The sequence below is a fragment of the Streptococcus sanguinis genome, from assembly GCF_020729765.1.
Classification (GTDB): Bacteria; Bacillota; Bacilli; order Lactobacillales; family Streptococcaceae; genus Streptococcus; species Streptococcus sanguinis_Q.
In genome coordinates, this window is the sequence record NZ_JAJEPD010000047.1 from 15,795 (window position 1) to 28,553 (window position 12,759).

Annotated in this window: 14 protein-coding genes and 1 pseudogene; 4 read left to right on the plus strand and 11 right to left on the minus strand. The window is 44.9% G+C overall.

Going from position 1 to position 12,759, the window contains the following annotated elements; translation table 11 throughout:
- Positions 1–10: 10 nt before the first annotated feature.
- The 6 genes from K4H96_RS06410 to K4H96_RS06435 form a co-directional block, all read right to left on the minus strand.
- Positions 11–1,189 carry an SIS domain-containing protein gene (locus tag K4H96_RS06410; protein WP_223337844.1) on the minus strand — a complete coding sequence of 393 codons (1,179 nt, stop codon included), beginning with the start codon at positions 1,187–1,189 and terminating at the stop codon, positions 11–13.
- A 312-nt stretch (positions 1,190–1,501) separates the two neighbouring features.
- Positions 1,502–1,906, minus strand: a complete 405-nt coding sequence (locus tag K4H96_RS06415; protein ID WP_002894390.1) for a PTS sugar transporter subunit IIA — start codon at positions 1,904–1,906, stop codon at positions 1,502–1,504.
- An 11-nt stretch (positions 1,907–1,917) separates the two neighbouring features.
- Positions 1,918–2,742 (minus strand): PTS system mannose/fructose/sorbose family transporter subunit IID, encoded by an 825-nt coding sequence (locus tag K4H96_RS06420; RefSeq protein WP_011836304.1) that lies wholly within the window; start codon positions 2,740–2,742, stop codon positions 1,918–1,920.
- Positions 2,729–3,634, minus strand: coding sequence for a PTS mannose/fructose/sorbose/N-acetylgalactosamine transporter subunit IIC (locus tag K4H96_RS06425; RefSeq protein WP_223337845.1), 906 nt, complete (start codon positions 3,632–3,634; stop codon positions 2,729–2,731). Before K4H96_RS06425 ends, K4H96_RS06420 begins: the two co-directional genes overlap by 14 nt.
- A gap of 25 nt (positions 3,635–3,659) precedes the next feature.
- The gene (locus tag K4H96_RS06430; protein ID WP_002898809.1) at positions 3,660–4,136 is read right to left on the minus strand and encodes a PTS system mannose/fructose/N-acetylgalactosamine-transporter subunit IIB; all 477 of its coding nucleotides are present in this window, start codon (positions 4,134–4,136) and stop codon (positions 3,660–3,662) included.
- Positions 4,133–5,920: a glycoside hydrolase family 35 protein gene (locus K4H96_RS06435; protein ID WP_223337846.1), complete on the minus strand. Its 1,788-nt coding sequence runs from the start codon at positions 5,918–5,920 to the stop codon at positions 4,133–4,135. Before K4H96_RS06435 ends, K4H96_RS06430 begins: the two co-directional genes overlap by 4 nt.
- A gap of 139 nt (positions 5,921–6,059) precedes the next feature.
- On the opposite strand from K4H96_RS06435, the gene K4H96_RS06440 reads away from it, so the two are divergent.
- Positions 6,060–6,776 carry a GntR family transcriptional regulator gene (locus K4H96_RS06440; protein ID WP_002907683.1) on the plus strand — a complete coding sequence of 239 codons (717 nt, stop codon included), beginning with the start codon at positions 6,060–6,062 and terminating at the stop codon, positions 6,774–6,776.
- 328 nt (positions 6,777–7,104) lie between these two features.
- Here the strand turns inward: K4H96_RS06440 and dhaM are convergent, their stop codons facing one another.
- The 3 genes from dhaM to dhaK are packed head-to-tail and all read right to left on the minus strand — an operon-like array spanning position 7,105 to position 9,057.
- The gene (dhaM, locus tag K4H96_RS06445) at positions 7,105–7,479 is read right to left on the minus strand and encodes a dihydroxyacetone kinase phosphoryl donor subunit DhaM (protein ID WP_223337847.1); all 375 of its coding nucleotides are present in this window, start codon (positions 7,477–7,479) and stop codon (positions 7,105–7,107) included.
- On the minus strand, positions 7,479–8,057 hold the full coding sequence (gene dhaL, locus K4H96_RS06450; protein ID WP_223337848.1) for a dihydroxyacetone kinase subunit DhaL: 579 nt from the start codon (positions 8,055–8,057) through the stop codon (positions 7,479–7,481). The genes dhaM and dhaL overlap by 1 nt, the downstream gene beginning before the upstream one ends.
- A gap of 10 nt (positions 8,058–8,067) precedes the next feature.
- Positions 8,068–9,057 carry a dihydroxyacetone kinase subunit DhaK gene (dhaK, locus tag K4H96_RS06455; RefSeq protein ID WP_223337849.1) on the minus strand — a complete coding sequence of 330 codons (990 nt, stop codon included), beginning with the start codon at positions 9,055–9,057 and terminating at the stop codon, positions 8,068–8,070.
- 217 nt (positions 9,058–9,274) lie between these two features.
- On the opposite strand from dhaK, the gene K4H96_RS06460 reads away from it, so the two are divergent.
- Positions 9,275–9,871 (plus strand): TetR/AcrR family transcriptional regulator, encoded by a 597-nt coding sequence (locus K4H96_RS06460; RefSeq protein ID WP_223337850.1) that lies wholly within the window; start codon positions 9,275–9,277, stop codon positions 9,869–9,871.
- Positions 9,868–10,434 (plus strand): NAD(P)H-dependent oxidoreductase, encoded by a 567-nt coding sequence (locus K4H96_RS06465; RefSeq protein ID WP_223337851.1) that lies wholly within the window; start codon positions 9,868–9,870, stop codon positions 10,432–10,434. The genes K4H96_RS06460 and K4H96_RS06465 overlap by 4 nt, the downstream gene beginning before the upstream one ends.
- 44 nt (positions 10,435–10,478) lie before the next feature.
- Here K4H96_RS06465 and purB read toward each other — a convergent pair whose 3' ends face one another.
- On the minus strand, positions 10,479–11,774 hold the full coding sequence (purB, locus tag K4H96_RS06470; RefSeq protein ID WP_223337852.1) for an adenylosuccinate lyase: 1,296 nt from the start codon (positions 11,772–11,774) through the stop codon (positions 10,479–10,481).
- Between the two features lie 184 nt (positions 11,775–11,958).
- The gene (locus K4H96_RS06475; protein WP_227956427.1) at positions 11,959–12,477 is read right to left on the minus strand and encodes a hypothetical protein; all 519 of its coding nucleotides are present in this window, start codon (positions 12,475–12,477) and stop codon (positions 11,959–11,961) included.
- Positions 12,478–12,490: 13 nt separating this feature from the next.
- Here K4H96_RS06475 and K4H96_RS06480 point away from each other — a divergent pair.
- Positions 12,491–12,759: pseudogene (locus tag K4H96_RS06480) on the plus strand (hypothetical protein); the annotation flags it as partial.

Here is a 12,759-nt window from a genome sequence, read left to right on the forward strand (position 1 = left end):
TTTCCTTCTCTTACTCCCCAAAAGGGTGAATGATAACTCCTTGTACTACACGATTGACTGTTCCTGTCGGAGACGGTGTGTCTGGACGGTTCTTGACCTTGAGCGAGGTCAGGAGGGCAAAGAGCTGAGCATAGACGATGTAAGGGAAGATGCGATAGCTATCTCCCAGAGGCTCTTGGGTACTTAGCACTACTTGCTCGACTCCTTCCAACTGCTCCTCCCGGTCAGTCAGCATCACCAGCCTGCGGACAATCCCGTCACCAGCCACTTCCCGCACCAAGTCCAAATCATAAGCCTTGGTATAGGCATCTGCCGAACCAAAGACCAGAACGACTGTGTCTTGGTTAATCAGCGACTTAGGCCCATGCCGGAAACCGACTGGACTTTCGTACATGGTCGCAATTTGGCCGGCTGTCAGCTCTAAAATCTTGAGCTGGGCTTCATGTGCCAAACCAAAGAAAGGCCCTGCCCCTAGATAAATGACCCGACTGAAATCCAAATCAACCAGCTGCTGCACATCTGCAACGCGTTCTAAAACATCCTGACTGAGCTGAATCAAAGCCGCAACCTTGACTTCCTTCTGGTCTAGTTCAGCCCGGTCAAAGACCAAAAGGGCTGTCAGCATCATAGAGCTGAAGCTAGAAGTCATGGCAAAGCCAGCATCATTAGAAGCTTCCGGCTGCAGGAGCAAAAGATTCTTTTCATCACCTTGGGCCTGCTGGGCTAGCTTGCCTTGAGCAGCACAAGTAATGGTAATCTGGTACAAGTCATCTACCAACTGCTTGGCCAAGTCCACAGTCGCTACACTTTCTGGAGAATTTCCGCTGCGGGCAAAGGAAACCAGCACTGTCGGCACTTCTCTCTTCAGATGCACCAAGGGGTTGGCCACGATATCTGTCGTCGCGATGGCGTTGAAATTCCATTTGCGCTCATCATAAATCTGCCTGAAATAAGGCGTCAAGGTATCTCCAACATAGGCTGATGAGCCGGCTCCGGCAAAAATGACCTTGATGTAGTCATGTTTGTCCTCGATTTTTTTCAGAAAAGCAGCGATGTCTGCGGCTTGAGCCTTGTAATGTTCAAAGGCTTCCTGCCAAACCCCAGGCTGCTGATAGATTTCTCTCGTTGTGATGTCAGCCCCCAGACGCTGCAATTCTTCCTGTGAATAATCTAACATTCTCTTTCTCATTCCTTTCCATTATTTTAAAAAAAGGGGAAGTGGGACAGAAATCCAGAAAATCCAAGATTTTCGGCTCGCTGTCCCACCCCCGCAACGATGGCTAGACTTGAACTATGCTTTTAACAAGCTTTTTCAAACCAGACAGCGACTGCATTTTGCAATGCTGAACCATCCATTTCCCTAGGCTAAGAGGCATCTCCCAAATTCCTCTTAGAGCAATATGCCTGAATCATCCACTGTGGCCAATCCTTACCTATCAGCAGTCTCCCATCCGCTAGCAGCGCAAGGACTTGACCTAACTAGAAGTGGCTGTTCAAGCTTTTATTCATCTTCATCATCCATTAGGCCAGCTAGAACATCATTAACCTTAACAATATTCTCTGCTGCCTTGGATGGATAGCTGACTTCTGCTCCTGTCAAAGAAGCGTTAATAAACTCAATGACCATGGGCAGATTGACCCCCGCATAAAGCTCGATATCCTGTCCTTCCATAATGAAGCGGCTGACTACATTACAAGGAGTGCCCCCCAAGAGATCCGCAAAAACCAAGTAATCCTCAAAATCTTTAACCGTTTCTAAGAATTTAGCTGCGAAGTCTTCTGGACCTTCCTCCGGAAGCAGGGCTACCGCATGGATGTCTTCCTGAGGCCCCATAATCATTTCCGTAGTGGTTTTCAGCTCTTCACAAAAGCGACCATGACTGACTAAAACTAATTTCTTACTCATAAATCACTCCATTATTCTGGTACTTGTCCCAGCAGGAAATAGCCAATAGCAGAGAAGCTTACTGCCATGATAATGATAATGAAGATAGCCTTGGTAGAGTTCATTCCTTTCTTGCCCAAGAGCCAGAAGATAAAGCCTGTAAAGACTGCTGGAATCAAACGTGGGAAAATCAGATTCATCATGTCTTGGAAATCAATAGCTTTTTCACCGATGTTCCATACCCAGGATACTTCAAAGTTGATCATAGTAGCAATCAACCCACCCACCATAAAGATACCCAGTACAGAAGCCGCTTCAACAAGAGCTGTCAAAGTGCTTTGCATGTTGGTGATGAGATTGACCCCTTCTTTGTAGGCAAATTCTAACTGTTTCCAACGGAAAATGTCATAAGCAACTGCTACAGCAATCCAAAGGAAAATTCCCCAAGGCTGGCCTGCGATAGCCATGGTAGCAGCGATAGATCCCATGATGGCTGGCACAAGAGAGCCAAAGATGGAGTCTCCAAGAGGAGCAAATGGTCCCATAAGACCTGTCTTGATACCATTGACCGCATCTTTTGATTTAACACCGTCTTTTTCTTCCATAGCTAGGTCAAAACCTGCAATAATGGTGTGGAAGAAAGGTGATGTATTGAAGAATTGCGTATGCAATTTCATCATTTCTTTCAATTCTGGAGTGCCATCTCCATACATTTTGCGCAGCTGAGGCAAGAGCATGTAGAGATAGCCAGAACCTTGCATCCGCTCGTAGTTCCAGCCTAATTGGAAAGTGAACAAGCTGCGTTTATTGATTTGTTTAAAATCTTCTTTTGTTAATTTATAATTAGAGTTCGTCATCTTCAATTTCCTCACTTTCTGATTTTGTGCTAGCAGCTGGCGCAGCAGCTACTGTTCTTTGGCTGTATTTGAAATGCTGTACTGCAAGGAAGATACCAAAGATAGCTACACCAATCATAGACAAACCTTTGAAGTTGTTGGCGAATGTGATCGCAGCATCTTTTGGAAGAGTTCCAACAATACTAGATACAGCCCCACCCAAAGTTTGAATGTTTGAGTAAAGTACAGTCAGCATAGCAGTCAAGCCAAAACCAAGAGCTAAGTAATGAAGATTACGTTTAACTGGAAGGTAACGAAGTAAGATAGCAAACCCAAGTCCTGGAAGCATACGACCTGCCAGTGTCAAACCTGCAGCCAACCATTTCACACCAGCAACACCATCTACTATCGCTTGAACAAATGTTCCACCATAAGCCAGAGCCAGAAAGACTGGCAGGGCACGAGACAGAGCCCAAGGAAGGGCACCCAAGAGATAGTTGCGTTCAATACCTTTATAGTCGAAGCGCTCAATTGCTGCATCCACACGGTGAGCAAAGTAAGTCGTTGTCATACGGCCCAAGATATCGAAGTAAGTCAGCAAAGTTGCTACCGGTACTGCGATTGTCGCAATAGCCAACTCTGGCTTAATGCCTTGTGCTACAGAGAAGGCTGTCGCCAAAACGGCACCTGATGTCGCATCAATACGAGAAGCCCCACCAAATGTCCCTACACCAAGAACGAATAATTGCAGGCTACCACCGATAAACAAACCAGTCGTCAAATCACCCATAATCAAGCCAGTAATGAAACCAGCAAATACAGGGGATCCTGCTGACGAAACGATGGTCAACTCATCACAGATTTGATAAGCTGAGTACAAAGTGAGTAGTAAAATTTGCCACCATTGTATCATAACAATGTCCTCCTAAAATTTTGTCTTATTTTAATAACTTCATGAAGTCCTCAACCGGATCGTTGGGAACCATTTGCGCTGTCAGTTTTACTCCTTTTTCATGAAGCTTGTGAAAGGCTTCAACATCTGCATCTACCACATTGATAGAGCGAGTAATAGAGCGAGTTTCGTCTGACTGAGACATATTGCCGACGTTCAGCGTTTCCAGCGGAACACCAGCTTCGACCAACCGCAGGAAGCGGTCTGGCTTGCGAGCAACAATCAAGAGTCGCTGCGAATCATACTTGCCAGCCAAGATATTTTCTGCTGCCTTAGCAATCGGCAAGACACTGAGTTTCACGCCAGCTGGCGTTGCAAGCTTGAGCCCGCTCTTTTCGATAGCATTTTCAGCTACCTCATCGTCAATCACCATAATGCGTGAAATGTTGAGCTTGGTAGTCCAAAGATTGGCTACCTGTCCATGGATCAAACGTCCATCGATACGTGCACCTACTATTGTCATAGATTTTCCCCCTTTATTGTTTTAAATGTAGGTTGGTTAACTAAGTGAATGGTTTCGCTGTAGATCCCTTCTGTCTCAAAGATAATGATGCGATTGTCGCCTTCTCTGAGCAGGCTGTGCGGGATATAAAGCGATAAGGTCGGTCCGACATTCCAGAAGCGGCCAATGCTGACACCGTTGACAAAGACGACGCCCTTGCCAAAGTCGGACAGTTCCAGATAAGTATCTTTAAGCGCTTTCATTTTAAAGTCAAAAGCGTAGAAAGCTGGTTGATTTTCCTGCCACTCTTTTGAAAAGTCGATCTTTTCTGGATGGTCCAGTGGCAGTGGATAATGCTGCCAGTCAAGCAGGAAGTGCAGATCCTTGCAGACACCGGTACGAATGCCCTTCTGCTGGGTATCTGCCAAGAGTTTGTGCCCATAATTGACCCGGCCCATATTTTCCATCAGAATGTCAAGCTGGTGCTCTGCCTTTTTCTGGCCGTCCACCATAATATCCTGACCGATTTCTGTCTGGTACTGGGTTGCAATGTGCTGACCGTCCACATAGAGCTGCATCCGGTCGCGGCCGTCAATGACACGGAGCCTTTCCTGATCAGCATCCCAACTAGCCCAAGTCCGATAGAGCAAGTAGCCGACATTTTGCCCCAGCTCCTCCATCTTCATTGGATAGAGACTTTCGATAGGCTCTGCCAAGTCAGGCAGTGTCTCAAAGAGACTGACCTTCTGACTGAGCGGAATATTCCTGAGTTCAAAAGAATCTTTCACCAGCGGCTCCATCTGTGGATACTCTGGATAATACTCTTTCAGCATCCTCTGGACTGCATAGTACTTGTCCGTCGGATTGCCACGCTCATCGAGTAGAGCATCATAGTCATAGGAAGTTACCTGTGGTAGGTCAATGACACCTCTGGCCGAACAGCCGTTCATGAAGCCAAAGTTGGTACCGCCATGAAACATATAGAGATTGATTGAGCCCTGCTGGAGCACTTCGTGAACAGCTTGAGCTAACTCGTCTGGATCTCGCTTGATGACAGGCTCTTTCCAACGATTGAACCAGCCATCCCAGAACTCCATACACATGAGCGGCCACTTTTTGCCATGCTCGTCAAAGAATTCCTGCATCTGGGCAAAATTATAATCCGCCTTGGAGCCGAAATTTCCTGTCACAAAGACATCATCATCAATCAATGTACCCGCTTGAAGCGTAGCCCGCCAAGGTCCGTCTGAAGTAAAGAGCGGACAGGTTACACCTCGTTCTTCCATGAGCTGTCTGATTGCTCTCAGGTAGGCCTTATCTTCCCCATAAGAACCGTACTCATTTTCCACCTGCATCATGAGGATATTTCCCCCATTGTCCAGAAGTCTTGGAGTCAGTCGCGGCAGCAGCTCGTCATAATAACTTGCTACGGCCTGCAGAAAGGCCTCATCTGATGAGCGGATGCGCATATTTTCATTGAGCAGCCAGGCCGGCAGACCGCCGAACTCCCACTCCGCGCAGATAAAAGGCGAAGGGCGGATAATGGCATAAAGTCCCAAATCCTGAGCTGTCTGTAAAAATGCCTCAATATCTAAAATCCCTTGGAAGTCAAAGACACCTTTTTGGGGTTCGTGCATATTCCAGGGAAGATAAGTCTCCACTGTGTTAAAGCCCAGAGATTTGAGATTATAAAGGGAATGGTACCAATCCTCAGGCTGTACCCGAAAATAGTGAATGGCTCCCGATAAAATCTTAAACTCCCGATCATCCAAACAGAAGGAATGACCAATTTTGAATCTTGCCATCTGATGTTCCCTTCGGTTTAAAACCGCTTTCACCTCTTATTAATATTAATATAATAAATTTTTGCATAAATGTCAACATTTTTTTTTAAAATATGTTAAAATCTTAAGTAAGATAAGTAAAAAAAGAGAGGTGAACAAAATGGCTATTCCAAAATACCAACAAATCAAAGATGAGCTCAAGCAGCAAATCATTTCTGGCAAATTTGAAAATGGCGATAAGTTTTACACAGAGGCTGAGCTGATTCAGATGTTTAATGTCAGCTCCATTACCGTTGTCCGCGCTTTGAATGAACTGGCCAACGATGGTTACATCATTCGCCAACAAGGCAAGGGAACCTTCGTTTCACGTGCAAGAAAGCACAAGCTAGTGGAATTTTCTGACGTTGAGACTTTCCCTATCCAAAAAGATAAGGTGACTGTTCTCTCCATCAAGCGTGGGAATGACCTGAAAATCTTGGATAAGCTAGAACTAGCACCAACGCAGTTCTACTATAAGATTGACCGAATCAGACGGACTGGCGATAAAGTCTATATCTATCACCAAACCTATATCCCTGAGCAGTACATCAATCCTAACTATCCAGATATGGACTACTACAGCTCCATCTACAACCGTTTCAAAACTGACTACCACATTCACATGAATGATGAGCATTTTGAAGAGACCAATGAAATTGTCTTCCCAACACCAAAAGATGTTGCGAAAGTACTGGAAGTTGATACCAATTTCCCGACCGTTCATCAGGTGAAGATTACCCAGCTGGAAAGTACTGGACAGATCTTAGAGTACAGCGAAACTTACAAACGCGGTGACTTCTTCAAGATCAAGTTCATTTCCTGCAATCGGGACCACTAAGATTGAAAACGATGGCTTCTAATCGGCTGTCGTTTTTTGTTTCATCTTGTGTGCTTATATCTATTATAAGTCTATCTATACCAATTTGCAATCCATTCTAAGAACTTTTGTTCATTAAAAAGTGAATTGTATCAAAAAGTAAACACGACCTATTAATTTGTCCTGTTTTTCAACCATCCTAAAGAAGAAAAAATAAGAAATACTGGCTGTTCTCCTGAAAATTGGTACAATGATAAAGCAAAAAAGCTGAGATTGAATCCCAGCTTTTTGATATAAAATGTTCCTTATTTTGCAATTGAAGTCGTTTATTAAGTCTCTAGAAAACCTGCTATTTCTTTATTTCTAATTCACGGACCTGAAGCAAAACATTAGGTAAATCTGCCCCGGCCTGAAGAAGTGCAGCAGCCGTATAGGCTCCCTCTACCAAAGGAACATTATTGATAATGATTTCCTTGTCAGAAAAGTCTGCAACCATTTCCAGATTCATCCGAGCTGAGCCCAGATCGAAAAAGGCTAAAATAGTGTCCTTGTCATTGGCATCTAGTGCTGCCTGAATCCCTTCAAAGCTCGTCCCGATACTGCCGTCGTCTAACCCGCCCACATAGCTGATGGCCACATCTGCCGCCACCTGCGAAATGAGGTCAAACAAGCCTTGGGCCAGGTTTTTGGAATGAGAAACGATAAGAATGCCAGTATCTACCATCAGCCTGCCTCCGTTTCTAGAAGAGCCTCAAAGAGGAGACCAGATGAAGCCGAACCGGGATCGATATGACCGATAGAGCGCTCACCGACATAGGAAGCCCGCCCCTTGGTCGCCTTCAAATCCTTGGTCGCTTCCACTAGGGAAGCAATCTTTTCATGCGTCAAGCCTCCAGACTGCAGAGAAAGAGGAAGCCCCGACCAGACATCCACCATGGTCTTCTCACCAGGCACAGCCTTGCCCCGCTTCTGAATCATGTCCAGCCCAGCTTGGATGACCTCTGGCAAGTCTTTGCCGTCTTTTTCAGCTTTGGCCATGCCCATGAAGGCCGAGCCGTAGAGAGGGCCTGAAGCACCGCCGACCTTGCTAATCAGCTGCATGGAAACAGCCTGAAAAACCTCAGCCGCACTGGCAAAGTCCTTAGCAGCTAGACTCTCTACTGCTACTGCCATTCCTCTGGCCATATTGGCACCATGATCGCCATCACCGATGGGTGTATCAAGGTCAGACAGATAGTTTTTCTGCTCCTGGATCTTCTCGTTGAACAACTGCATCCATTTTTTTGCTCTTGCTACGTCCATAAGCATCTCCTTACCAAGCGGCTGTCGTGACAGGGCTATTGAGAGCCGTCAGCCAGTCTGGCTGATCCAGCTGGATAAAGGTCAGAGAAATCCCAGCCATGTCAATGGAAGTCATGTAATTACCCAGCTTTTTATAGACAACTTCGACTCCAGCTTCTGCCAGAAGATTTGCTACATCGGCCGCGAAGACATACTGCTCCATGAGCGGTGTTGCACCCATACCATTGATGAGAATGCCAATTTTCTTGCCGGATTTGAGCTCAACAGACTGACTGAGCTTTTCGACCAATTCATTGGCTAAGTCCTTAGATGGCTGCATCTTTTCCTTGCGATAGCCGGGCTCACCATGGATACCAATGCCGAACTCTATCTCATCGTCAGCCAAAACAAAACCAGGCTTGCCGACTTCCGGAACGGTTGCCCCGCTCAGAGCCAAGCCAACTGTGTGAATATGCTTGACTAGCTCATCAGCCAGCGCCTTGATTTCAGTCAGAGATTTGCCTGCACGCGCCGCATCCCCTAGAATCTTATGGACAAGGATGGTACCAGCCACTCCGCGGCGACCTTGCGTATAGAGGCTGTCTTCCACTGCGATATCGTCATCCACGACGACACTAGCCACCTCAATCCCTTCCATCTCAGCCATTTCCTGAGCCATTTCAAAGTTCATGATGTCACCAGAGTAATTCTTAATCACCATGAAGACCCCAGCACCCTCATCTGCTTCCTTGATAGCCTGCAAGACTTGGTCTGGTGTCGGTGAAGTAAAGACCGCTCCGCAGATAGCAGCTGACAGCATGCCCTCCCCAACAAAGCCCGCGTGGGAAGGCTCATGACCACTGCCACCGCCAGAAATCAAGCCAACCTTGCCTGTCTTCTCACTCTTGCGGGCAATGATATCGAAGCCCTCCACCCGATAAACCAAATCGCTGTGAATATAGGCCAAGCCGTCCAGCATCTCGTCCACAACCGCTGTTGGATTATTGATAATTTTCTTCATAGGTGTCCTCCGTTTCTCAGCGTTTCTTTACAATTGAACAATTTGCCCTAAAAAGAAAGCGCTATCATTTTGATATTATTTTAACATTTTATCTTACCGAAAGCAAATTCTGCCACATCCTAGACTAGAAGAAAGCATCAAATTAGTTGACAACAAAAAGTAGACAGTGTATACTAAAGATAGATAAGTAGACAGTGTATACTTTAGGAGGAGATGCATGAAACGCAATACTGCCCAGCTGAAAGAACAGCTCATTCAAACAGGGATTGACGAAATCGGAAAACACGGAATTGAACAGCTCTCGCTCAGGACTGTTGCCAAGGCCTGCTGTGTGACTCATGGCACTCCATACCGCCATTTTGAGAGTAAGGAAGGCTATCTCAAGGTCGTTTTGGCCCGGCTTTCGCTGTTTCTCAATCAGGAAATCAATGAAAATATTGACGCGACAGGTTCTGCGCGTGATCAGCTGACCCAGCTTGGTTTTAATTTCGTTATTTTTGCCAAGACCTATCCTCATTTTTTTGAAGCTCTTTTTATCAAATTCCCTTTTAAATATATGAAGGTGACCCAGGACACCATTCTCTTGGAGTCTGACCTGCCTGGATTTGATAAATTTAAGGGGCTTGTTTTAAAGCTTCGCAAGGAGGAAAATTTTAACAATAGCGAAGCAGAAAGCCTTTTTCACTTTTGGAGCTTTATCACAGGTCTAGCCGTTCTAGCCAACAGTCCTATTGGGCAAGACCTGGATCCTCAAGCCATCCAAAGCACGATTGAGCACATGCTTGACATTTATATAAAAGGAGAACAATCATGAAAATCTTGATTATTTACACCCACCCCAGCCCAACTGGCTTCAATGCCTCTATTCTCAAAGAAGTTCAAAGCAATCTTTCTAAAAAGCATGAGGTAAAAACCTTAGACTTGTATGCTGAAAATTTTGATCCAATCTTGCGCTTTGACCAAGAACATAGACGCCGTGACCTGCACAAAGACCCTGAAATGGCAAAATACAGGGATTTGATTACTTGGGCAGACCATCTGATTTTCATTTTCCCTATCTGGTGGAGCGGTATGCCGGCCATTCTCAAAGGCTTTATCGACCGCGTCTTTGCGGCTGACTTTGCCTACTCTTATAAGAAAATCGGACTCCAAGGCCACCTGCAAGGGAAATCCGGCTGGATTATCGTCAGTCATAATACACCAGGTTTTGCCCTGCCTTTTGTCCAAGACTACGGCAAGGTACTTAAAAATCAAATTCTGAAACTTTGCGGTATTTCTCCAGTCAAACTGACCGAGCTCAACGGAGTAGAACGCAAGACAGACCAACAACGCCAAGAAATGCTCAAGAAAATCGGGCAGCTGGCCAGTCAAATTTAAGATAAAAAAAACAGGCGCTTCTTACAAAGTGCCTATTTTTTTGTTTAATCCAGCCCCACGCGCTTGAAGATTTCATCTACGCGCTTGGTGTAATAAGTTGGATTGAAGATTTCATCAATTTCTTCTTGAGTCAAGCGAGAAGTGACTTCTGGATCCGCTTCGAGCAGAGGCTTGAAGTCCACTTGATTGTCCCAAGACTGGGCAGTTTTTGGCTGCACCAAGTCATAGGCTTGCTCACGGGTCATGCCTTTTTCAATCAAGGTCAACATAGCCCGCTGGCTGAAGATAAGACCAAAGGTCGAGTTCATGTTCCGCTTCATGTTTTCTGGGAAGACAGTCAAGTTCTTGACGATATTGCCAAAGCGGTTGAGCATGTAGTCGATAAGAATGGTCGTGTCCGGTGCGATAATCCGCTCAGCTGATGAGTGGGAAATGTCGCGCTCATGCCAGAGAGAGACATTCTCAAAGGCCGTCACCATGTGACCACGAATGACACGCGCCAGACCAGTCATATTTTCAGAGCCGATAGGGTTGCGTTTATGCGGCATAGCCGATGAACCTTTTTGACCCTTGGCAAAGAACTCTTCCACCTCGCGCTGCTCAGACTTTTGCAGACCGCGAATCTCGGTCGCCATGCGCTCTATAGATGTCGCAATCAAGGCTAGAGCTGAGAAGTATTCAGCGTGGAGGTCGCGTGGAAGGACCTGAGTCGAAATCTCTTGCGGACGGATACCCAATTTCTCACAGACATAGCTTTCCACAAATGGTGGAATGTTGGCAAAGTTCCCAACCGCACCAGAGATCTTACCAGCCTCAACACCAGCCGCCGCAAGCTCGAAACGCTCAATATTGCGCTTCATTTCGCTGTACCAAGTCGCGAGTTTGAGACCGAAAGTCGTCGGCTCCGCATGCACCCCGTGAGTCCGCCCCATCATGATGGTGAACTTGTGCTCCCGCGCTCGCTCTGCAATGATGTCCGTGAAGCGACGCAAATCCTCACGGATGATGTCATTGGCCTGCTTGTAGAGGTAGCCGTAGGCCGTATCCACCACATCGGTCGAGGTCAGACCATAGTGCACCCACTTGCGCTCCTCACCCAGCGTCTCAGAAACTGCCCGAGTAAAGGCCACCACATCGTGGCGCGTCTCCTGCTCAATCTCCAAGATGCGGTCAATGTCAAAGCCTGCCTTTTCACGAATCAAGGCCACATCTTCCTTGGGAATCTCACCCAGCTCAGCCCAGGCCTCATCAGCTAGAATCTCTACCTCCAGCCAAGCCTTGTACTTATTTCCCTCAGTCCAAATGTTCGCCATTTCGGGGCGAGAGTAACGGTTGATCATGATTAATTTTTCCTTTCTTTTTATACTTGCCTTAAGCAGTGGGAACAGAAGTGACCTCTTACAGAGTTCCATTTCCAAGTTGTGAGCCTTTAAAGGCTCACAACTTCCCTGCAACCAAACTATCAGTTTGGTTGCAGGGAAGTATCTAGTGGGCGACCTACGGTCGCAAGATTGATTTCATCTCTTATTTGATACACTGTTGTAACTTATTTACACAACTTCTCCAAAAATTTATGAATAAATTTATAACACAAAGATGTTCAATTTTTAAGAACTCTCTTTTTGACTCCTCATTATATATAATTTTTCTATAGGCAGCATTATCAATAATACGATTTTTATAAGTTTCACCACCAAAATAAATTGTATCTCTCAAATCTTCATATGTGGCGTTTTCACTGTATAATATACTATCATATATGTTAGAGGCTCTCAATTCTCCTAGTTTCAATTTAATATTAATAATAAAACTACCAAGTACATAGCCAGATAACCATAAAAAATTAATAGTTGAAAATATTTTCAGCTTACTTTTTATTATTACTAAAAATAATAATTCAATAGTTTCATTAATCTCTTTAATAAATCCACTTTTGTATAATGAATCATAAAAATCCCTAGGTAAAACATTTGATAAGTTTTGCACCGTCATGGTGGATTGTGCAAACTGGCCTATAACATAGTTTGATAATATATGTTCCATTAAGGTGGGAACTATGATAGAAAATAATGCTCCAAAAATTAATGTTGAATTATTATTTTTAGTAATAATAAAAAGTAAGCTGAAAATATTTTCAACTATTAATTTTTTATGGTTATCTGGCTATGTACTTGGTAGTTTTATTATTAATATTAAATTGAAACTAGGAGAATTGAGAGCCTCTAACATATATGATAGTATATTATACAGTGAAAACGCCACATATGAAGATTTGAGAGATACAATTTATTTTGGTGGTGAAACTTATAAAAATCGTATTATTGA

Coding starts and splice junctions, on each gene's coding strand:
- dhaM (WP_223337847.1), bottom strand. CDS start 7,479: ATGGTAGATACTGGCATTCTTATCGTTTCTCATTCCAAAAACCTGGCC.
- K4H96_RS06430 (WP_002898809.1), bottom strand. CDS start 4,136: ATGACAATAGTAGGTGCACGTATCGATGGACGTTTGATCCATGGACAG.
- K4H96_RS06460 (WP_223337850.1), top strand. CDS start 9,275: ATGAAACGCAATACTGCCCAGCTGAAAGAACAGCTCATTCAAACAGGG.
- K4H96_RS06425 (WP_223337845.1), bottom strand. CDS start 3,634: ATGATACAATGGTGGCAAATTTTACTACTCACTTTGTACTCAGCTTAT.
- K4H96_RS06415 (WP_002894390.1), bottom strand. CDS start 1,906: ATGAGTAAGAAATTAGTTTTAGTCAGTCATGGTCGCTTTTGTGAAGAG.
- purB (WP_223337852.1), bottom strand. CDS start 11,774: ATGATCAACCGTTACTCTCGCCCCGAAATGGCGAACATTTGGACTGAG.
- K4H96_RS06435 (WP_223337846.1), bottom strand. CDS start 5,920: ATGGCAAGATTCAAAATTGGTCATTCCTTCTGTTTGGATGATCGGGAG.
- K4H96_RS06420 (WP_011836304.1), bottom strand. CDS start 2,742: ATGACGAACTCTAATTATAAATTAACAAAAGAAGATTTTAAACAAATC.
- K4H96_RS06465 (WP_223337851.1), top strand. CDS start 9,868: ATGAAAATCTTGATTATTTACACCCACCCCAGCCCAACTGGCTTCAAT.
- K4H96_RS06410 (WP_223337844.1), bottom strand. CDS start 1,189: ATGAGAAAGAGAATGTTAGATTATTCACAGGAAGAATTGCAGCGTCTG.
- dhaL (WP_223337848.1), bottom strand. CDS start 8,057: ATGGACGTAGCAAGAGCAAAAAAATGGATGCAGTTGTTCAACGAGAAG.
- K4H96_RS06475 (WP_227956427.1), bottom strand. CDS start 12,477: ATGGAACATATATTATCAAACTATGTTATAGGCCAGTTTGCACAATCC.
- dhaK (WP_223337849.1), bottom strand. CDS start 9,057: ATGAAGAAAATTATCAATAATCCAACAGCGGTTGTGGACGAGATGCTG.
- K4H96_RS06440 (WP_002907683.1), top strand. CDS start 6,060: ATGGCTATTCCAAAATACCAACAAATCAAAGATGAGCTCAAGCAGCAA.